Origin of the sequence: Sporosarcina sp. A2 (assembly GCF_050858885.1) — a bacterium.
Classification (GTDB): domain Bacteria; phylum Bacillota; class Bacilli; order Bacillales_A; family Planococcaceae; genus Sporosarcina.
In genome coordinates this window covers 2,725,878-2,747,276 of sequence record NZ_CP193898.1, presented here as the reverse complement: position 1 = coordinate 2,747,276, position 21,399 = coordinate 2,725,878, and the positions used below count along the sequence as shown (strand labels likewise).

Genomic DNA, 21,399 nt, shown 5'->3' with positions numbered 1-21,399 from the left:
GTTACAGTGAAATCTAACTATTGTTAGAATAATTAATCTAAAATGATAACAGAAGATAAATAGACAAAGGGGTGGGAATTGCATGTATACATTTCTATTTGGGGTAGTGTTGCTCGTTATCGGTTATTTCACGTATGGGAAATTCGTGGAACGCGTTTTTGGAGTGAAAGAAGAGCGTCAAACGCCTGCTTATGCAAACGCGGATGGTATTGACTATGTACCAATGAATACAAAGAAGAACTCTTTAATCCAGCTATTGAATATTGCAGGTGTAGGTCCAATCTTCGGCCCAATCATGGGAGCACTTTACGGACCAGTTGCATTTATTTGGATCGTTCTCGGCGCAATTTTTGCTGGGGCAGTACACGATTACTTAACTGGGATGATTTCAATTCGAAACCGCGGAGCACACCTTCCAGAACTTGCTGGTAAATTCCTCGGTAAATTCATGAAACATCTTGTAAACGCTTTCGCAGTGCTACTATTGTTGCTCGTTGGAACGGTATTTGTTTCTGCTCCTGCAGGCTTACTTTATAACTTAATGAACGGTTGGGTCGCAATGGGCTTCATCGTTGCAGCGATCTTTATCTATTACATTCTAGCAACGTTGCTTCCGATTGATAAAATCATCGGCCGCTTCTATCCAATCTTTGGTTTGTTGCTAATCATTAGTGCACTAGGCGTTGGAGGAGGAATGCTCTTTACAGGTGCTCCTATTCCAGAATTGACACTTGCAAACTTGCATCCGGATAACCTACCGATCTTCCCACTTCTATTCTTAACAATTTCATGTGGAGCATTGTCTGGTTTCCATGCGACACAAACACCAATCATTTCACGTACAACACAAAGTGAGAAACAAGGTCGTAAAATTTTCTACGGCATGATGATCGCTGAAGGAGTTATCGCAATGATTTGGGCAGCTGCTGGTATGGCGTTGTTCAATGGACCAGTTGGATTGAACGAATTACTTGCTGCTGGCGGTCCTGCAATGATTGTTAGTGAAGCATCTGTATTAATGCTTGGCGCTGTTGGTGGAACACTAGCAATCCTTGGAGTTATCATTTTACCAATCACTTCAGGTGATACTGCATTCCGTAGTGCTCGCATGATTATTGCCGACTATTTCAAATTACCACAAGTAAAAATCTTGAGTCGTTTATGGATTGCATTACCGTTGTTCGTAATCTCTGTTGCACTAACGTTCGTAGACTTTAACATTCTATGGAGATATTTCTCATGGGCGAATCAGTCAACTGCGGTTATTGCACTCTTTGTGGCAGCAATGTACTTATTCATCGCGAAAAAGAATTACTGGATTGCACTTGTGCCAGGGGCATTCATGCTTATGGCAACTACAACCTACATCTTGAATGCTCAAATTGGATTCAGATTACCAATGGATGTGGCATTGATCGGTGCGACAGTAATTTCGATTTTCCTAGTAGCTTTGTTCTTCTTCGCAGCTGTTAGGGCACGTCGAGAAAATATACCGTTGGAGGTCGAGGCGCCAGACTGGGATGATGCGTTAGCTGGAGCAGCGACTGCTGCAAGTACAACACAAAAGTAACACGAAGAACCTTCGGTTAACTAAGCCGAAGGTTCTTTTATATTCTCCTATCCTTGAATCCTAATTCCCCTGTATACTAGACAAAGACAGGGGGATGCTAGATGCGGAAGTACATAGGTGAAATTGGGCTACTTATTACGGCCATTATTTGGGGAACTGGATTCCCTGTTAGCGCGATTGCGTTAGATTATTTTAGTCCTTATCAAATCTTAGCAGGACGGTTTGTCATTGGTGCCGTTTTACTAGGCGTTGTGTTTCATAAAAAGCTCTTGAGAATTTCTAAGTCTGTTTTATTGAAAGGTGGTTTACTAGGTCTGTTTTTGTATGGCGCTTTTGCTTTTCAGACGGTCGGCTTACAATTTACGACTCCTTCTAACAATGCATTTTTAACGGCAGTGAATGTATTAATTGTTCCTTTCATTGCATTTGTTCTTTATCGTCGGAAAGTAAGTGCGTTTGAATTGGTCGGTGCCGTTATAGCGATGACGGGAATTGCCCTTTTATCGTTAAATGGAACGCTTTCTATTAATCCTGGAGATGTATTATCGCTTTTGTGTGCAGTATTTTTTGCATTCCATATTTTTTACACAGGACAATTTGTCCGTAAAGAAGACGCCATAACATTGACACTCATTCAGATGACAGTCGCAGCCGTGATTGCCTGGGTTGTCGTAGGAGTTAAAGGAGAGGCATCGCTCCCAATCACAACTACCTCTGCGACCTCGTTACTCTATCTAGGCGTGTTCTCGACAACACTTGCATTTCTGCTGCAAACCGTAGCACAGAAACATGTTTCTGAAACGAAAGCGGCAATTCTTCTCTCAATGGAATCCCTATGGGGCATGATTTTCTCCATTTTGATGCTACGTGAAATCGTGACCGGTCAAATGATTATTGGAGCTGCACTGATTTTACTCGCAATTGTACTCGCAGAAACAAAACCTTCATTTTTAATGAAGCGAAAAGTTCGTAAGTCCATACCGTAACTTTCTATAAGACTAACCATTATTTTATCTCCTCGTAGATGTTTGAAGTGTATAACAACGGTAACAATAGTTGTTTTATAAATCACAAATACCAGGAAGGAATCGCAATTCAACGCTAAACGTGCGATAATAAAGAAAATGTGCGAACGGACATAGAAATCCGTAGAAAAGGATGAAAATATGAAAACAATTGATGTACTCGTAAATGATAAAAGTGGAATCGCTTTAAAGAAAGGCTATCCACTTATTTTAAAAGACGCTGTCATGAACCCGGAAGTTTTAACAGAAGAAGGTAGCTTGCTTCGTCTAATCGACCGAAATCGTCGATTTATCGCTAAAGGCTACTATGGTAACCAAAACAAAGGAATCGGTTGGGTGTTGACGCGAAAAGAAGAAGAAGACATCGACTTCGCATTTTTCGAATCTCGCCTAAGAGCTGCATTTGAACGTCGCGATAGCTTTAGATTGAATACGCAAACGACTGCGTATCGCTTATTTAACGGAGAAGGCGATGGCATTGGTGGTCTGAGCATTGACTACTTCGATGGATATTACATGGTAAGCTGGTACAGCGAAGGCATCTATTCGATGAAGCATCATGTCTACGGTGTACTCGACAAAATCGTAAATGCAAAAGCGATTTACGAGAAAAAACGCTTTGACACAAAAGGTCAGTATATCGATCAGGACGACTATGTATCAGGTACACCTGGAGAGTTCCCAATCATTGTTAAAGAAAACGGTATGAACTTCGCTGTCGATTTGAACGACGGAGCAATGACTGGTGTCTTCCTCGATCAGCGTGATGTACGCGCGGCACTTCGCGAAAAGTACTCAGAAGGAAATCATGTACTTAATACGTTTTCCTACACAGGTGCGTTTTCAGTCGCTGCATTAAGTGGTGGTGCTGTGAAGACAACTAGTGTCGATTTAGCAAAACGTAGCTATGCGAAAACGATAGAGCAGTTCAGTGTGAATGGTATCGACTATGAAGCACAAGATATCAAAGTGATGGATGTTTTTGATTACTTCCGTTATGCCAATCGCCATGACTTGAAATTCGATGTAGTTGTGTTGGACCCGCCTAGCTTTGCACGGTCTAAAAAATTTACGTTTAGTTCAGCAAAAGATTATACAGGCTTATTACAGGATGCAATTGCAATTACTGAGAAAAAAGGATTCATCGTTGCTTCTACAAATAACGCAAGCTTCAGCATGAAGAAATTCAAGACGTTCATTGACGAAGCGTTTAAAGCAGAAGGATCGAAGTATAAGATCTTGGAAGAGTCTTCTCTTCCAAAAGACTTCCGCACGAACCGTGACTACCCGGAATTCAACTACTTGAAAGTCTGCATCATTCAGAAATTGAAATAAGCAAAAACCGCCTCATGTGCAACCTGCACATGAGGCGGTTTTTTTGTCACAAATACGTTAAAGACATTGCTGAATATATGAAGTATTCTTGAAGTAACAGAACGATTCGGGAGGTTGGTCGTATGAAACGAATTGCCGGAATACTTATCTTAGGCGCATTTTTACTATCAGGCTGTTCTTATACGTTTGCACATGACGATGGCTATCGAATGGCGGTCATTAACGAAGGATTCCCTGTACCTAAAAATGCTTATGAGGTTAAACCTGAAGATTGTACGACTGAAATCGCCAAATCTGCAAAGTATAAGATGAAAGATATCGGAGACGAAGTAGGAACGCCACCTGCAGAATATTTAAAGGAAATCAGAAAGTGGGGGTGGACCGAAATGCTAGATGAGCGTGTTGGGAACGTCCATTACTTTAAAAAGAACGGTAAAATCATGTCTTTGATTATACAACGTGATGTATTCGATGTATTTGAAATGAGCGACGAAGTGATACTTTGAAAAACCTTTCCTAAAGACACATAAAATACCGACTTTCAGCCATCCTTATTATAAGGAGGCTGGAAACCTATATGAAACGTCTAATTCAGCTTGTAAGTATTGCAACATGTCTTTTTGTAATTAGTGGATGTGGAGTACAAGATGCGAAAGTTCCTGTAAACGCTGAAGCAACAAAGTCTGTTGAAACGAATTTGATCAACACCTCCGGTACACAAATTGGCGAGGCTCATTTCACTGAAGCAGATGGAATGCTAACGATTAGTCTGAGAGCTGAAGGTTTGGAGTCCGGGATTCATGGAATTCATCTTCATGAAAAAGCAGTATGCACACCACCCGATTTCAAATCCGCAGGTGGTCATTTTAACCCAACTAGTAAAAAACATGGCTTTGATAATCCAAAAGGGTATCATCTTGGAGACTTACCAAACCTAGATGTGGGGGACGATAGGAAAGTAGCGGTTCAAGTGACCCTACACAATGTGACGTTGCAACCTGGAAAACCTAATTCACTGCTTGATGGGGATGGTAGCGCACTTGTTATTCACGCGGGACCTGATGATTATAAAACGGATCCTGCCGGGAACTCGGGCGATCGAATAGCTTGTGCGGAACTGAAAAGTAAGTAAAAAAACAACCAGAGAGAGCAATAGTTATGCTCTGTCTGGTTGTTTTTTTATTTCAACAAAAATTCTTCTGAATAATACGGTTGCATGTCTTGGTTAAAACTCACGCCAATACCGAGATTACTGTAGTCTTTCAACAAGATATTCTCGCGATGACCTATTGAGTTCATGAGACCTTCATGTGCAAAAATACTGCTGGACTGGCCGTATGCAAGATTTTCACCCGCTCGTTTAAAACCGATGCCGTCGTTCTTGATACGATCAAAGGGAGATAGCCCTTCTAAATTATCATGACTGAAATAGTCATTGTCCGCCATATCAGCACTATGTTTTCGTGCAGTTCCAGCGACGGAGCTATCCCATGCTAGGATGGAACGGCCATGCCGGACGCGTGCTGCATTCGTCAAATCGAATAGCTGTCGCTCAAACCCGTTGCGCAGTGCTTCGCTTCGCGCTGCGTATAGAGATTTTTTTTGATTTTCAAGATCAGCAGAAATGAGCTCAACAGCGGTAACTGTGGATTCTTGATGAATGTCATAAAATACATAGGCATAGACATCACCAAGTTTGAAAAGATCCATCCCTTCATCGTCCTGCAGGATAAACACATTCAGTCCCTTACGCATTTTAGTGAGTGGCTGACCCAGCGCTTTTCGAACTTCAGCTTTTGCTACTCCGTAAGAGACACCAACAGTAGATGATATCAGATCGTCATTTGTGTAGATGGCGCTAACCTGGTTGGTCTTATCGAGTGCCACCATGACGAAGTTTTGATAGTCCGTGTGATACGTTCGCCATTCCACTCCGTATTCGTTGAGAGATTGACTCTTCGGCTCACCGAGCACCGCTGTAACTTGCTCAGCGGACGTACCAATTTCAAGGTTATTGATGGAAATAGGTGTTGTAGTCGGCTTTGCAAGTGCAGGTTTGTCGACTGTCTGTTTCGCATCCCGCAGTCCATCCGCTTTATCAGATACGATTCCTACCAAATCTTTAGTCGCATTTCGCAAAGTATCGATTGTCGATTCAATCGTGTCTTTGTTGACTATGTCTTCCAACGTTTCATCTATAGAATCTAAGAAGGACAGATCGACATACTTAGAGACCGGTTCTTCCCAATAAGGTTTCGATAGAAAGAGGGCAACGAGAAGTAGCACAAATAGAAATAGTCGTTTCAAATAATTCGCCTCCTCTACTCAGTATACCTCGCTGCAGTCGATTGAATACAGCGTGAACCCTTTAAATTAAAGAGGTGATAGTTTCCAGAAGAGTTGCGAGCAGGTATACTTTGAGGAAGAACCAATTGAGAAGAATCGGAACTAATTTTTTATTTAGGAGATGAGGACGTGTTTGGTGGCCTTAGTACAATTCCAGACTGGTTTTATATCGTGGCATTTTCTGTCGTCATTCTCATTGTCCTAATCACAGAATGGAAAACGAGATAGGAGTGCTAGTATGAAGAAAATAGTACGACAGAAACCGAAGTTGTCCGTTTTTAGAGAACCACTGCGAGCGGAACAAATTCCTTCAAACCCTGAAACGCTACGTGGAGTGGATGTAGAAAATGGAGATTTACGTTTTGCAGGAGGCATGGAGCTGGCAACAGATGATGCACTGTTCACAGATTGTAATTTTTCAGAGATGGACTTGTCGGGAGCTTCTTTTGTAGATACGGTATTTGAACGATGTGATTTTTCTAACGTATCAGCGGGACATGCGGACATATTGCGCTGTGAGTTCCGGAACTGCAAGCTGACGGGAGCGAACTTCGATCACTCAGGGTTGAAACATGTACGTTTTGAAGAGAGTGACGCACGCTACAGTAGCTTTAGTTTCAGTAAGCTACAAACAATAGAAATTGAGAATTCTCAGTTCTCGGAGTCCGACTTTTTTGAGTGTGTAATAAAGGACATGAAGCTAACGGAATGTCAGTTGGAGAATGCGAATTTCAGGGAAACCGACCTAGCGGGGTTGAATTTAGCAAGCTGCAAATTTGAGCGTTTAGAAGTCACGCCTTCAAAGATTATAGATTGTACCGTTTCGAAGGAACAAGCAATCGGCTTCGCACGTATGTTTGGGTTATTGATACACGAAGAATCATGATATACTGAAGCGAACAAAACAAGGAGTGTGTGGTACCTATGCTTACATTTGAAGAAAAACAAACCATCATTGAATCTTTCCCGGAACTTTCACGTAATGACGTATCCATGAAACGGGTCAATTATCACTACGCAGATAGTAAATTTGATAAGACGGTTGTCGTCCAACATTTACATCCGAATGGCAATGCATTCGTGTATGTTGCGGACGTACCAGGTTATGAGCCGGATAGCCGCGGTCTCGTGAATGTTCGCGAGGCATCGGAAGCAGAATTGCGTAAGACGATCGAAGATGCAATTTCAGGATTATCTGAAGAAAAGCCTGAACAAGAATTTCTTGAAGAAGAATGGTTAGATGGAAACAATTCCAAGCTTGAGTTGAAAGAAGAAGACGGCGCTTGGAACATCTATCACGGACTCAATTTAGAAGACAGCTTTGGCGATTACAAAGAAGCTGTGGATTACTTGAGAGAAGAAGGCTTTAAGAAAGTGGAGGACGGAGGGATCGTCCGATGAAAGGGAAGACCCTTGCAATTGGCCTCATCGTTGTAACGATTTTGGCAGTTGCGGCCATTTGCTTTTTAGTCATGGCAACGTTCAAACACGACGAACAGAATCGGAATACGTCAATGGAGACTCCGATTGTCGTGGAACTTATCGAGCCTTCCACCATCAAATAATTGAAAAGGACACGCCCTCAGCGAAATGAGGGTGTGTCCTTTTTAGTATTTACTTCTTCTTGCGAAACGGCAACCACCAGTTCCAGTCACCGAATAGTTTCATGAGGCTCGGCACAAGTAACAAGCGTATGATTGTAGCATCAATTGCAACAGCAATTGCGATTCCGACACCGATTTGTTTCACAGGCATAACATCTGTGAACGCGAAAGCACCAGTCAGAACAATCATGATAAGTGCGGCAGATGTAATAACTTTACTTGTAGAAGCAAGACCTTCTACAGTAGATTTATCATTATCTCCGGACTCCAAATAGGACTCTTGCATCCTTGAAATCAAGAAGACTTCGTAGTCCATGCTTAAGCCGAAAACGAGACTGAAAACGATGACTGGAATAATGAGCGCAATCGTTCCGGGATGAAGGCCGAAGTGACCATATTGGAAAATGTACACGAGCAATCCGAATGACGCTGATAATCCGATGATGTTCATCAAAATGGCCTTGAACGGAATGAGCAAGGAACGGAAGGCAATCATTAAAATAATGAACGTTGACACGACAATAATCAGGAGTGCATACACGATATTATCGGTGATCTCATCGAAAATCTCTTGGTTGAACTTCGCCTCTCCACCAATTTGCAAGTTCCAAGGCGTCTCTTTCTCCGACCACGTGCGAGCCCAATCTTGAGCTTCATTCGAAGCACCATCTGCTGAAAGGGTAACTGGAATCATGAGAAGATCATTTGTGATGAATGCATCAAGTAGCGGCTGCAATTGAGCAGCTTGTTCAGGTAACTGTAAAGCTTGTTCAAATGCTGTAGGTTGCGCGATACCACTTTCGGTGAATACAGTAGTCACCTTGCTCGTAAGTGTGTCTGCTTCCAACGCTTGTTGAACGTCGAGGAGTGCATTCAATCCGTCTTCGTCTTCCCATCCACCAGAGCGCTCTGCAATTACGAATGCGGTCGATTCGTCGCGCATTCCGAACGCATCTTCCATATGTTCATAAGAAGAACGCGTATCATAGGAAATAGGTAGCGAGTCAATCTGTGGAATTGTGAGCGTCATGTTACGAACAGGAATGAGCGCAATTCCGAGAATCACTAGCGCAACGAGAGTAATAAGAACAGGGCGTTTAATAACCCATTCTGCAAAGGAACGCCAACGGTCTGTGTCACTTTTAACGCGAAGCACTTTTCCTTTGTCGATTCGTTCCTTCAATACGAGTAAGATGGAGGGCAGTAACGTAATAGAAGCAAGTACAGCAATCGATACGACAATCATGCCACCAAGCGCAATATTTTGGAAAATATCGACGTGAATTAAGAGCATGGCCCCGAGGCCGATGAACACACAAAACGCAGAAAAGATTATCGACCGTCCTGCAGTTTCGATAGTTGTACGAACTGCTTCCGGAATAGACTGTAGTTTGCGCTCTTCTCGGTATCTACTAATGAAAAGTAATGCAAAATCGATACTGAGTGCAAGTCCAAGCATTGGAATGATATTTAGAACAAAAATAGACAGGTCCACCTGTTGGCCGAACAGTGCCAGGATGCCGAATGAGGTGACGATTGTTGCGACTCCAATGAGTAATGGAACGAGTGAAGCAACGACGGTACCAAATGCAAACAACAAAACAATGAGAGCGATTGGTAAACCGATAGCTTCAGCTACCATTAAATCTTTTTGGCTCGCAGTATTGATATCTTTAGTTATCGGAGATTGACCGGTGAGTGTAATGCCATCATCCGTTCCGACGGCCTTCCGGATATCGCTGACTAAACCTGATTTATCACTTTCGCTATCGTCAAACTGAAGCATAGCGTAGGAAATAGTGTCTTTGTATTGATCGGTTTCATCGAGTGGAGAAAGCACGGCAGAAGTGATATCGAGTTCCTCAATTTTCGTTAAAGCATCCCTAATTTCAGCATCGGATTTGCCTTCGAATACGAGAAACATAGTTTCGTCTGGCTGACCGAAGTCTTTTGTCAGCGTAGAAGAGACATCCTCTTGTTCACCATCCATGCGGAAACCATCTCCTTCAAGTAAGCCAGGAAGACGTATCGCGAAAACAGCGAGACCTAGGAATAACACTAACCAGAGAGTGATTAGCCATTTGTATCGGGCGGCAACAAAGCCGGAAAAAGCTTTCATGTAGGACCCTTCTTTCTTAGATAGATTCGTTAAGTTCATCATATCGGGAAGAATGAAAGAATGAAAGAATTTCATAAGCGAAAGGTGTGAGATGACTCGTTAGAGGACTTAGTTAGATGGAATAGGTTATGGGGAAATCGAGAATAGAAGAGGGAAATACATTTAAAACAACATAAAAAAACCGTTCCCCCGGGAGGAAACGATTTTGAAAGGTTGAAGTTAATTAAGCTTTTTCAACGTTTGTAGCTTGAAGACCGCGTTGGCCTTGCTCGATTTCGAAAGTTACATCCTGGCCTTCTTCAAGAGTCTTGAAGCCTTCGCCTTGGATTGCTGAGAAGTGAACGAATACGTCGTCGCCATCTTCACGTTCGATGAAGCCGTAACCTTTTTCTGCGTTAAACCATTTTACTTTACCTTGTTCCATGTTTGTTTCCTCCTCGTATGCGTATTCGCGCATACATTGTGTTACTATCCTTGCTCAAGTCTTGAAAGGGTCAAGTAAACTTAACCATCGCGCCGAACAAAAATAATTCCTCTTTATCATAACAGACGCCTGATTGCTACGCAACCAATATGTGTGATTCAAAGAAACAGATTCAGTAATTGATACAAAATTGCGGCTACTATTGCAGAGATTGGCATTGTGATAATCCACGTGATAACAATTGTCTTCGCAGTGCCCCATTTGACGCCTTTTACCCGTTGCGCTGAACCTACTCCCATAATAGAAGAAGAGATAACATGCGTAGTAGAAACTGGTAAGTGAAGCAAGGTTGCACCGAAAATAATGGCAGCAGAGTTCAAGTCAGCAGCGGCACCATGGATAGGTCGAATCTTCATGATTTTTCCACCGACAGTTTTAATAATTTTATACCCGCCAATCGATGTCCCAATTCCCATTGAAGTCGCGGCTGCGATACGAACCCACATTTGAATATCGTCACCCGTCTGCAAGTTTGCAGCAATAAGTGCCATTGTAATGATACCCATCGCTTTTTGTGCATCGTTAGTTCCGTGGGTAAATGATTGAATAGCAGCAGTGAGAATTTGTAAATACCGAATGCGTCTATTCGCTTTGAACAAGTTACGATTTCTTAAGACTCTACGTAAAATGGTCATAACAATATACCCACCAACAATGGCGATAACAGGTGATATAAGAAGGGCTTCCATAATTTTAATGAACCCTGTGTAGTTTAAGATTCCAACTCCCGCGGCTGAGATGGCAGCACCTGCGATAGAACCAATCAGTGCATGAGAGGAACTTGATGGAATACCGAAATACCAAGTTACCAGGTTCCAAATTATTGAAGATAGGAGAGCTGCTAAAATGACAATTGATCCATTCTCTAGTGTAAAAGGATCTACAATATCTTTCGAAATAGTTTTTGCGACACCTGTAAACGTCAATGCTCCGGCAAAGTTCATAGTCGCTGCCAGTAAAATCGCTACGCGAGGTTTGAGTGCGCGTGTCGACACCGAAGTAGCGATTGCGTTTGCTGTGTCATGAAAGCCGTTGATGAAATCAAAGGCAAGGGCAAATATTACAATTGCAATGGTTAGAAGCAAAACTGTATCCATCAGTATGCCCCCTTATGCGTTACGCATGATGATCGTCTCTATCATGTTGGCGACATCCTGGCAGTAATCTGCAATATCTTCTAGTAGTTCATAAATATCTTTAAATTGAATAATTCGGATTGGATCTTTTTCGCGGATGAACAGCTGCTTTATGGAAGTCCGAAGTACTTCATCGCAAACACGTTCGTATTCTTTAATAGTGACAGCATGATCACGCATTTCTACGAGCTTTCTACGTTCTAATAACTTCATCGCTTTGACGATTTCATCCGTGCTTTTCACGATATTGTCCATGAAGGTTTGGATATAATCATCAATTTCTATTAGAGAAAACATTTCTAAGTTAGCAGCGAAATGCTCGATGCCATCCAAAATGTCGTCCATTTTAATTGCGAGCTGTAAAATATCCTCTCGCTCAATCGGCGTCATGAAAGATGTGTTCAGTTTTGTAATGAGTTCGTGGATTAAATCGTCCCCATCAGTTTCATACTTCTTGAGTCGAATGCTAACTTCTTTTAAGTCTGCAATGGACGTCACTTTATAATCATTTGCATAGTGCATAGCTTCTTGCACGTGTTCTGCAATCGTTAACAGAGCTGCAAAAAAAGGATCTGTTTTTCTTGGACTGAACATGATTGACCTCCATCCGTATTTACGGAAAGTATGTTGGAATATAACTTACCTATCATAGCAAATCCGAACAAGTAAGACGAACATAATCTGCGTTTTTTCGACAAAAAAGTTAATCTTACTTAAATTGTTCATAAAAGATACAGAAAGTAACCAAATTTAGAATTCAGTTACAAAAGAATAGTCAATAAAATGAATCCTTTCTGAATCGTTTACGTATAGAATAGGCAAAGGGGGTGTTTGAAATGGAACTGCTCGGAATGACGATTCAAGAACTGTACTTGCCGATTCTGATTATTGCGGGAATCGCCACATTACTTTACTTATTCTTCAGTGACCTGACGGACGGAGCGGGGGACTTATTCCCTTTACTCGATCCAGCTGTCATTCTGCCATTTGTCACACTATCAGCAACGTGGGGATATGTACTGGAACTTGCAACAGGGCTCGGAAGCGGAATCATCCTACTTATTTCATTAGCTGCTGGTGCAATACTCGACTTCTTGCTCTATTTCTTTATTTTGTTGCCACTTAAGTCGGCAGAAGTTTCTATTGCGTATACAGATGAATCACTTGCAGGAAAAGTAGCTAAAGTCATTGTTCCAATTCCTGCGGATGGATTCGGTGAAATTGTTATCGAAACCGTCAATGGTATTTTGTCTAAGAGAGCGTCTGGATATGAGAATAATCCGATTGACTACGGAAAAGAAGTTCTCATCATCGAAGTGGAATCCGGGACGTTCATCGTCAAAGAATACGAGCCTTTCCGTTTCAAATAATCTTACGAAAATTAAGGGGGAAATGAAATGCCAGGTGAATTACCTATGATGTGGATTGCGATTGCAATCGCAGCGTTTGTTGTGTTAGCGGTCATACTTGTGTATGTCACGAAATACCGTACAGTCGGTCCCGATGAAGCATTGATTGTCACAGGAAGTTATATAGGAACGAAAAATGTCCATACGGATGATTCAGGAAATAAAGTGAAAATCATACGGGGAGGCGGAACGTTCGTCTTGCCAGTATTCCAACAGGCGGCTCCACTAAGTCTGTTGTCCAGTAAACTTGAAGTCACGACGCCTGAAGTGTACACGGAGCAAGGTGTGCCTGTCATGGCGGATGGAACAGCTATCATTAAAATAGGTGGCTCGATATCCGAAATCGCTACAGCGGCTGAGCAATTCCTTGGTAAGTCGAAGGAAGATAGAGAGAACGAAGCGAAAGAAGTGTTGGAAGGTCATTTGCGTTCGATTCTTGGGTCAATGACTGTCGAAGAAATTTACAAAAACCGCGACAAGTTCTCTCAGGAAGTACAACGTGTCGCTTCTCAGGACTTAGCGAAAATGGGCTTAGTAATCGTATCCTTTACTATTAAAGACGTCCGGGATAAAAACGGATATCTTGATTCACTCGGTAAGCCTCGTATTGCTCAGGTGAAACGTGATGCGGATATAGCAACAGCGATTTCACAGAAAGAAACGCGCATCAAGAATGCAGAAGCGTCTAAAGAAGCACAAAAAGCGGAAATTGAACGTGCTACTGAAATTGCAGAAGCCGAAAAAGAAAACCAATTGAAAGTAGCAGAATACCGACTGGAACAAGACGCGGCTCGTGCACGCGCCGACCAATCGTACGAATTACAAACGGCACGATCCAAGCAGGAAGTTATGGAACAAGAGATGCAAATTCGCATCATTGAACGTCAGAAACAAATTGAACTTGAAGAAAAAGAAATCCAACGTCGTGAGCGTCAGTACGACTCGGAAGTGAAGAAAAAGGCAGACGCGGATCGTTATGCAATCGAACAAAATGCAGCCGCAGAAAAGTCACGCCAACTTGCAGAAGCCGATGCAGAAAAGTATCGCATTGAAGCGCGTGCTTCAGCAGATGCTGAAAAAGTACGTTTGGATGGTACTGCTCGTGCAGATTCACAGCGCGCTCAAGGTGAATCTGAGGCAGACATTATCCGTTTGAAAGGTCTTGCAGAAGCAGAAGCGAAACGTAAAATCGCAGAAGCATTCCAACACTATGGTCAGGCAGCGATGCTCGATATGATCGTTAAGATGTTGCCAGAATATGCGAAACAAGTCGCAAGCCCACTTGGCAATATTGATAAAATTACAGTCGTAGATACAGGCAGCGGAGAAGGCGGAGGTGCCAATAAAGTCACAGGCTACGCAACGGATCTTATGGCAACCATGCAAGAATCACTCGGTGCAACCACTGGCCTCAATATCAAAGACATGCTAGAAAGCTTCGCGGGCAAAGGGACATTACGCCCGAGTATCGATAACTTAGCAGACGAACTTAAAAAACCACGTTCTCCACTCGCAGCATCCACAGAAGAAGCAGCAACGGATGAAGCATCACGTGACGAATAACAATTGAAGCAAGCTGTTCTCCTCAGATGTCTGGGGAGAACAGCTTTTTTACTTTATATAGATGAAACAAGTGTATAAGTAACTCGTTAACCGCTCACGCTCACGCGGGCGCTCATAAATCACAAAAAGTGATCATAACCCTCCAGTAACAATCCTCCATGGCCAAAACTAACTCCATCAACAGCATCCGCATGCGAAAAAGTGCTCTTAACCAATCAAAACCAAGACTTGATTGGTGTGCTACGCGTTGCGAAGCATTTAAAACCATAGAGAATTAGCCAAACGTGCAACATCTTAAGAAACTCTTCACTTTTTCATACACTTCTTCTAAAGATTTGGCTGTCATACTAAACGTATCAGCAAGTTAGAGGAGGACGTCAGATTGATTAACGTAGAACATATTCACCATTCATTCAAAATTGGTAAAAAGGGGAAGGAGCGACCTGTCCCTGTCTTGAAAGACCTTTCTTTCAACGTACAAAAGGGTTCCATCATCTCCATCGTTGGTAGAAGTGGATCCGGGAAATCGACACTGCTACATATAATGGCTGGATTCCTGAAGCCTGAGAGCGGGCGAATTACGGTCAATGGGACGGTAACTTCTGACTTCACTGAAACCCAAAGTGCAGAATTCCGCCTCGATCAATTCGGATTCATCTTCCAAAACTTTCAACTAATGCCTGGGCTCACGACATTCGAAAACATTGAACTCCCTTTAAAACTTAAAGGAGTCTCAAAAGCAGAACGCACGAAACTCGTGAAGCAAATTGTTCAACACGTCGGTTTGAAAGAAGTTCAAGACCATTACCCCAATGAGCTATCGGGTGGTCAGCAACAGCGTGTCAGTATCGCTCGTGCTCTGATCACAAATCCACCAATCATTTTTGCGGATGAACCGACGGGCAGTCTGGACTCGGAAACGGAACAGGAGATACTTGCACTGATCCGTTCGCTAAACGAATCACGTGGAATTACATTCGTCATTATTACGCATGACGATGAAGTTGCTTCGATTGCAGATGAGATTTATCAAATGCATGATGGCATTTTGAAAGCAGGAGGTATGCATCATGCAATTTAAAGATCAGCTCGATTTTGTCAGTCAGCACATTAAAAAGAATAAACTTCGCGTCTTCATGACGATTTTGGCAGCAACGATGGGAACGGCTTTCCTCATCATCCTGGCTTCTGTCGGTTTCGGCATTCAACACACATTGAAAAAGGAAATTCTCGATAACCGTCTTGTAACACAAGTGGAAGTGCATAGCGCGGATCTAACTATAGAGAAAGCGGACAAGATGAAAAAACTGGATCATGTGAAAGCCGTAGTTCTTAGACAAGAAGTGAATGCTTCTCAGGAAACTACATTGGATACGTATACGAGTCCAGGCGGTCTTCTCATTACCGACTTTGAAGAGGAAAAAAAGGCAGGATTCGCTTTAGAAGAAGGACGATTACCAAAGACTAAATCTGAAATTGTCGTTGGATATGACTTTTCTACGTATTTAATGAATGAATCAGAGGTCGAAAAGTTTCATAGTCAGCAACAAGGGACTGATTTGAATGAAGAAGAACAGTCGGAACTAGAAGTACCTCACTACGAAGGGGAGTTACTAGGCAAGGAAATTTCCTATGAATTCGGAAGCTACGAAACGAATGAATCTTACAAAGAGCCGGTTAAACTGACTATTGTCGGAATTGCAAAGGCCCCTTCGAAAGACTTTATCTCGGATGGTAAACTATATGCAGATGCTTCGTTAATTCCAGAGCTGGAAGCCATTTACGACCGACATAAGCCCGAAGAAAGTGAAGACTCGCTTTTCTATTTGAATCTGAACGTTTACGCCGATGAACTGCAAAATGTAAAGGGCATCACGACTTTGCTAAAAGACGAAGGTTATTCTGTCTATTCCATATCTGAAGAATTGGAACAGATTGATGTGTTCTTCCTAGCGCTAAAAGCAGGACTCATCTTCGTTGGAACCATCGCAATCTTAATTTCATCAATTGGTATTTTCAATACGATGACGATGGCGGTGACAGAGCGTACACGTGAAATTGGTGTCATGAAAGCGCTCGGTGCGAAGCCTAAATTGATTCAACGACTATTCTTACTGGAAAGTGCATGGATAGGTATTATTGGAACTGTCATCGCAGTTATCCTCTCTTATACAATCAGCCTCCTTGCGAACTACATCTTGCCACTCATCGTTGGAGCGGCACTTGGAGAAGAAGATTTCGGTGAACTGAACGTCACGTTCTCTATAATACCGTGGCAACTTGTGGTCATTGCATCTGCCATTAGTATTAGTGTGGCCATGATTTCAGGTTGGAGACCCGCACGTAAAGCAACACAAATTGATGTCATAGATGCGCTACGTCAAGAATTGTAAAAGGAAGATCCGCTCATTGTAGTGGATCTTTTTCTCGTTCAATCAATTCAAATATCTTTGATTTTGCGAGCAAATTACGGCATGATAGATTAGAAGAGAGTCAATTTAATTGCGAAAAGGGGTTTTTCAGGATGGAATACCGTATTGAACACGATACATTTGGTGAAATTCAAGTCCCAGCGGACAAACTGTGGGGCGCACAAACGCAACGCAGTAAACAAAACTTTAAAATTGGTGGAGAGCGTATTCCGACTGGCGTTATCCAAGCCTTTGCGCACTTGAAGAAATCCGCAGCTATTGCGAGTCACGCGTTCGGGAATCTTTCTGAGGTGAAGATGAAAGCAATCTCAGCCGCGGCGAATGAAGTATTAGAAGGTAAATGGGATGAGCATTTCCCACTCGTCGTTTGGCAAACAGGAAGTGGAACACAGTCCAACATGAATATGAACGAAGTACTCGCAAACCGCGGTAACCAGCTACTTGAAGAGTGGGGCGAGGAAGAGCGTCTGCACCCGAATGATGACGTCAACAAGTCACAAAGTTCAAACGATACGTTCCCGACAGCGCTTCACGTGTCTGGCGTAATTTCAGTGGAACGTGAACTGCTCCCTGCACTTGAAAAACTAAAAACAACGCTAGGCGATAAGTCTGAAGCGTTTATGGATATTATTAAAATTGGTCGTACACACTTGCAGGACGCGACTCCACTTACTCTCGGACAAGAGATGAGTGGTTGGCATCATATGCTTGTGAAAACAGAGAAGATGCTAAAAGAGAGCGTTGAATCGATGAAAGAACTTGCTATCGGCGGAACGGCTGTCGGTACAGGCTTGAATGCACCAAAAGGCTTTGGTGACAAAGTGGCAGAAGAAATTTCGAAGTCTGTTGGAATTGATTTCACATCTGCTGAAAACAAATTCCATGCACTTACAAGTTATGACGAAGTCGTTTACACACATGGAGCGATGAAAGCATTAGCAGCAGATCTAATGAAGATTGCAAATGACGTACGATGGCTTGCAAGCGGTCCACGTTCAGGTATTGGTGAGATTACGATTCCTGAAAACGAGCCTGGTAGCTCAATCATGCCAGGTAAAGTGAATCCGACACAAAGTGAAGCATTGACAATGGTTGTGGCGCAAGTCATGGGGAACGATGCAACAATTGGTTTCGCAGCAAGCCAAGGAAACTTCGAACTCAACGTTTATAAGCCAGTCATCATCTTCAATTTCTTGCAAACAGCGAAACTATTAGCAGATGGAATGATCAGCTTTAACGATAATTGTGCCGTGGGAATAGAACCAAACCGCGAAGAAATCGATAACAAAGTGAAAAATTCACTCATGCTTGTAACGGCACTTAATCCGCATATTGGATACGAGAATGCAGCGAAAATTGCAAAAGCAGCACACAAAGAAGGAACTACATTAAAACAAGCGGCTTTAAAAACAGGATTACTAACAGAAGAGCAGTTCGACGAGTGGGTTGATCCTTCTAAAATGACTGGTCTTTAAGTTGCCACAATATTGTAACGGCACGAAGACAAGGAATCCTGTATGCTGAATTTACAGCCTATTAGAAAAGGAGTCGACATGTCCATGAAAACACGTCTCATGCCGATCTTAGCAATACTTGTCCTCGTGCTCGCTGCATGTGGTGGGAAAACAACAACTGAACAGCACCATGATGATACTTCCGCGCTAGCCGTAGGTGACGAAAAACAACTTCCAAATGGGGATTTACAGCAAGTTACAGCATCTGCAGAAGAATTGCCTGCATTTCTTGATGACAAACCTGAGAACCTTCAACTTGTTTATCAAGTGGCAGGAAATGCAGAAGATATTTTAAAGTACATGCCCTGCTACTGTGGATGTGCAGATAGTGCAGATCATAATAGCAACTTGAACTGTTTTGTAGATGAAATCCGCAAAGATGGATCTATCGTTTGGGATGACCACGGCACACGTTGTGACGTCTGTGTAGAAATTGCAGTCAAGTCAGTTACGATGGCGCAAGAAGGCAAGTCATTGAAAGAAATTCGCAAAACAATTGATGCAAATTACAAAGAAGGCTATGCGCGCCCAACAGACACGCCAATGCCGTCATAAAATGACGAAACAGGTTCTCTAAAGAGAGCCTGTTTTTTTAGTGGAAATCTCTCATTTCTGCACATATGAAAACATCCAAAAACCCTTTCATACTAGGCTTAACCTATAAAGGTTGTATTCTTCTGTTAGGTGGTCTATGATCGGTGTCAGATGAGCTATAAAAGGGATAGACATTTACTATTCTGACAGTGAAAAATAGGGTTCCTTTTTCATGAAGATGAGCGTATAGTTCAAATAGATTTTAGAGAGAATGCAGACGTGAATTCTGCGTAGGAGGGGTACTATGGTTTTTGAAGGAAATAACAAAATACGCAAAAAGATTTTACAAGCAGTCCAAGGACTGACTAATGAGGAACTAAATCGGAAGCCTGCCGATGGTGGTTGGTCACCGAAACAAATCCTCGAGCATCTCTCGCTCATGGAATCACTTATTGCTTCAAATGTTTCAAAGGAACTTAAAAATCCCAAGAGCCCAAAAGCAATGAAGAAACCGATTTCCATTTCAACGAACCGCATCATTAAAGTAGAAGCCCCAGGACGAACAGTTCCTTCGGATACATTTAAGACGCTATGTGAGATGAAACAAGAGCTCCACACTTCACGGTTGTACTTGCTGGATGTCTATGACAGCAGCAACAAAGTAGCACTGATGACTAAATCATGTAAGCATCCGATTTTTGGACAAATTCCATTATGTCAATGGTTCCCGTTTGTAGGATTACATGAAAAGCGCCACTTGAAACAATTACGCGATACGATAGAATCGTTACAGCTGAAGAAAGCAATTTAATTGTGGATAAAAAATGTCTGTTCAGAAGTCTAGCAATCCTAGGTTTCTGAACAGCTTTTTTGTGCTGTTTATAAATGTGAATTGTGATGAATTATTGGTGAGTTTCGTATAGTCTTGCTAAACGATGAAAGCCGTTATAAACTATTCACACCCTTTCACGCATAGAACAGGGATCTATATAAAGAGAGTAAGGGTAGAGAATGAAAGACCAGTTCAAAGAGGATATTGAAACGATAATCTGTGAAACGATAGCTACTGTTAATATGGAGATAAATGTTGTTCAGAAGAAGACAGGCGTTAATATGATGTATGACTTTATCGAAAATTGTGTCCTAGTAGACAGTGAACGACTGCACGTTGCAAGAGCTGAAATGGAAAACGAAATTTCGCTACCTGATTACATTCAAGCGTTAACGCTCCATGAACTAGGGCATGCACTGGATCGGCAGGCTCTTATGGAATCGCTACCTGGTACACTAGAAGTTATTGCGCTAAAAAAAACATATAGTCGTCAAGAATTGTATGGGGAAACTGAACTTCTAAAAAAAGTAATAGATGAAAACGATCGTGATTATCAGTTTGAAGAGACAGCTTGGGCACACGCCGAACGTCTAAATGATATGTGCCGTATAGTAAGTGCTGGGCAGATGGAACAGATGAAAAAACATGGACTCGCGACTTATAAAGAACTCTTTTTGCAAGATAGTACCGTCTATGAAGGACTGGTAGCGGCCGAACCCGCAATCGACAAATAGGAAACCGAACCCCTCTATCTAGAATTTAGATAGAGGGGTTCTCTTATTAGGAAGCTATCTGATATACTTTGTGCAATGAAAACCGTGAAAGGGGAATTTTATGACTAAACGTACATTTACAGCTTCTTGGAGTGGCGGGAAAGACTCTGCAATGGCCGTCTATAAAGCGGTGCAAAATGGAGGGGAGCTTGCAAGAGTATGGACGATGTTTGAAGAGGAAGCAGATCGCTCTCGATCCCATGCGTTGCCAGAATCTGTGATCCAAGCACAAGCAAAGCGGATGGACGCACCATTCATGAAGCGGCAAGCGTCTTGGAAAACATATGAAAAAGAATTTATTGATGCAATGAAAGATTCCACAGCATTAGGCATTGAATACGGTGTCTTTGGAGATATCGATTTAGAGGATCATCGCACTTGGGTACAACAAGCCTGTGAACAAGCAGGCATGCATGCGTGGCATCCACTATGGCTCATCCCGAGACGCCAATTGCTGGAAGAATTCATTGCTGCAGGATTTGAAGCGTATATTATTGTAGTCGACACAAGTCGGATGCCGAAACATTTTCTTGGACAGCGATTTACGATTGAATTAATGAATGAACTTGAAGAGCTCGGAATTGACAGTTGTGGGGAATCTGGAGAATTCCATACCGTCGTAGCTGACGGACCGATTTTTACTAATCGGGTACCTCTTATATTTGGAGAACCTCTAGAAAAAGAAAACTACGTCTTTCTACCGACGGACATCGTCGGATAACG

General features: G+C 42.4%; 22 protein-coding genes. 17 read left to right on the top strand and 5 right to left on the bottom strand.

Annotation, left to right across the window (positions count from 1 at the left end; all coding sequences use genetic code 11):
• Positions 1-82 precede the first annotated feature (82 nt).
• The 5 genes from ACRPI0_RS13940 (at position 83) to ACRPI0_RS13920 (ending at position 5,062) form a co-directional block, all read left to right on the top strand.
• Positions 83-1,570 (top strand): carbon starvation CstA family protein, encoded by a 1,488-nt coding sequence (locus ACRPI0_RS13940; RefSeq protein ID WP_432353341.1) that lies wholly within the window; start codon positions 83-85, stop codon positions 1,568-1,570.
• 101 nt (positions 1,571-1,671) lie between these two features.
• Positions 1,672-2,556 (top strand): DMT family transporter, encoded by an 885-nt coding sequence (locus ACRPI0_RS13935; protein WP_432353340.1) that lies wholly within the window; start codon positions 1,672-1,674, stop codon positions 2,554-2,556.
• Between the two features lie 180 nt (positions 2,557-2,736).
• The gene (locus ACRPI0_RS13930) at positions 2,737-3,930 is read left to right on the top strand and encodes a class I SAM-dependent rRNA methyltransferase (RefSeq protein ID WP_432353339.1); all 1,194 of its coding nucleotides are present in this window, start codon (positions 2,737-2,739) and stop codon (positions 3,928-3,930) included.
• 122 nt (positions 3,931-4,052) lie between these two features.
• On the top strand, positions 4,053-4,436 hold the full coding sequence (locus ACRPI0_RS13925; RefSeq protein WP_432353338.1) for a hypothetical protein: 384 nt from the start codon (positions 4,053-4,055) through the stop codon (positions 4,434-4,436).
• A 71-nt stretch (positions 4,437-4,507) separates the two neighbouring features.
• On the top strand, positions 4,508-5,062 hold the full coding sequence (locus ACRPI0_RS13920) for a superoxide dismutase family protein (protein ID WP_432353337.1): 555 nt from the start codon (positions 4,508-4,510) through the stop codon (positions 5,060-5,062).
• A gap of 47 nt (positions 5,063-5,109) precedes the next feature.
• On the opposite strand, the gene ACRPI0_RS13915 is transcribed toward ACRPI0_RS13920, so the two are convergent.
• Positions 5,110-6,237, bottom strand: a complete 1,128-nt coding sequence (locus ACRPI0_RS13915) for a CAP-associated domain-containing protein (RefSeq protein WP_432353336.1) — start codon at positions 6,235-6,237, stop codon at positions 5,110-5,112.
• A 277-nt stretch (positions 6,238-6,514) separates the two neighbouring features.
• Between ACRPI0_RS13915 and ACRPI0_RS13910 the strand changes: the two genes are divergently transcribed.
• The 3 genes from ACRPI0_RS13910 to ACRPI0_RS13900 are packed head-to-tail and all read left to right on the top strand — an operon-like array spanning position 6,515 to position 7,841.
• Complete coding sequence (locus ACRPI0_RS13910; protein ID WP_432353335.1) at positions 6,515-7,162, top strand: pentapeptide repeat-containing protein; 648 nt, start codon at positions 6,515-6,517, stop codon at positions 7,160-7,162.
• Between the two features lie 38 nt (positions 7,163-7,200).
• The gene (locus ACRPI0_RS13905; RefSeq protein ID WP_432353334.1) at positions 7,201-7,677 is read left to right on the top strand and encodes a hypothetical protein; all 477 of its coding nucleotides are present in this window, start codon (positions 7,201-7,203) and stop codon (positions 7,675-7,677) included.
• Positions 7,674-7,841, top strand: coding sequence for a hypothetical protein (locus ACRPI0_RS13900; protein WP_432353333.1), 168 nt, complete (start codon positions 7,674-7,676; stop codon positions 7,839-7,841). Before ACRPI0_RS13905 ends, ACRPI0_RS13900 begins: the two co-directional genes overlap by 4 nt.
• 49 nt (positions 7,842-7,890) lie before the next feature.
• Here ACRPI0_RS13900 and ACRPI0_RS13895 read toward each other — a convergent pair whose 3' ends face one another.
• From ACRPI0_RS13895 to ACRPI0_RS13880, 4 genes are all read right to left on the bottom strand, one after another.
• Entirely contained in the window at positions 7,891-9,999 is a 2,109-nt protein-coding gene (locus ACRPI0_RS13895) for an MMPL family transporter (RefSeq protein ID WP_432353332.1), read from the bottom strand.
• A 223-nt stretch (positions 10,000-10,222) separates the two neighbouring features.
• Positions 10,223-10,423: a cold-shock protein gene (locus ACRPI0_RS13890; protein ID WP_432353331.1), complete on the bottom strand. Its 201-nt coding sequence runs from the start codon at positions 10,421-10,423 to the stop codon at positions 10,223-10,225.
• A gap of 158 nt (positions 10,424-10,581) precedes the next feature.
• Positions 10,582-11,580: an inorganic phosphate transporter gene (locus ACRPI0_RS13885; protein WP_432353330.1), complete on the bottom strand. Its 999-nt coding sequence runs from the start codon at positions 11,578-11,580 to the stop codon at positions 10,582-10,584.
• Positions 11,581-11,592: 12 nt separating this feature from the next.
• Positions 11,593-12,213: a DUF47 domain-containing protein gene (locus tag ACRPI0_RS13880; protein ID WP_432353329.1), complete on the bottom strand. Its 621-nt coding sequence runs from the start codon at positions 12,211-12,213 to the stop codon at positions 11,593-11,595.
• Between the two features lie 242 nt (positions 12,214-12,455).
• Here ACRPI0_RS13880 and ACRPI0_RS13875 point away from each other — a divergent pair, with 242 nt between their 5' ends.
• From ACRPI0_RS13875 to ACRPI0_RS13835, 9 genes are all read left to right on the top strand, one after another.
• Positions 12,456-12,989: a hypothetical protein gene (locus tag ACRPI0_RS13875; protein ID WP_432353328.1), complete on the top strand. Its 534-nt coding sequence runs from the start codon at positions 12,456-12,458 to the stop codon at positions 12,987-12,989.
• A gap of 27 nt (positions 12,990-13,016) precedes the next feature.
• Positions 13,017-14,591 carry a flotillin family protein gene (locus ACRPI0_RS13870; protein ID WP_432353327.1) on the top strand — a complete coding sequence of 525 codons (1,575 nt, stop codon included), beginning with the start codon at positions 13,017-13,019 and terminating at the stop codon, positions 14,589-14,591.
• Between the two features lie 382 nt (positions 14,592-14,973).
• A complete protein-coding gene (locus tag ACRPI0_RS13865) occupies positions 14,974-15,672 on the top strand; it encodes an ABC transporter ATP-binding protein (protein WP_432353326.1) in 699 nt (232 codons plus the stop codon).
• A complete protein-coding gene (locus ACRPI0_RS13860; protein ID WP_432353324.1) occupies positions 15,662-16,984 on the top strand; it encodes an ABC transporter permease in 1,323 nt (440 codons plus the stop codon). Before ACRPI0_RS13865 ends, ACRPI0_RS13860 begins: the two co-directional genes overlap by 11 nt.
• A gap of 131 nt (positions 16,985-17,115) precedes the next feature.
• A complete protein-coding gene (gene fumC / locus ACRPI0_RS13855) occupies positions 17,116-18,498 on the top strand; it encodes a class II fumarate hydratase (RefSeq protein ID WP_432353322.1) in 1,383 nt (460 codons plus the stop codon).
• Between the two features lie 84 nt (positions 18,499-18,582).
• Complete coding sequence (locus ACRPI0_RS13850) at positions 18,583-19,092, top strand: PCYCGC motif-containing (lipo)protein (RefSeq protein ID WP_432353320.1); 510 nt, start codon at positions 18,583-18,585, stop codon at positions 19,090-19,092.
• A 283-nt stretch (positions 19,093-19,375) separates the two neighbouring features.
• Complete coding sequence (locus tag ACRPI0_RS13845) at positions 19,376-19,882, top strand: DinB family protein (RefSeq protein ID WP_432353318.1); 507 nt, start codon at positions 19,376-19,378, stop codon at positions 19,880-19,882.
• A gap of 200 nt (positions 19,883-20,082) precedes the next feature.
• Positions 20,083-20,637 carry an integrase gene (locus ACRPI0_RS13840; protein WP_432353316.1) on the top strand — a complete coding sequence of 185 codons (555 nt, stop codon included), beginning with the start codon at positions 20,083-20,085 and terminating at the stop codon, positions 20,635-20,637.
• A 100-nt stretch (positions 20,638-20,737) separates the two neighbouring features.
• Complete coding sequence (locus ACRPI0_RS13835; RefSeq protein ID WP_432353314.1) at positions 20,738-21,397, top strand: diphthine--ammonia ligase; 660 nt, start codon at positions 20,738-20,740, stop codon at positions 21,395-21,397.
• Positions 21,398-21,399 lie beyond the last annotated feature (2 nt).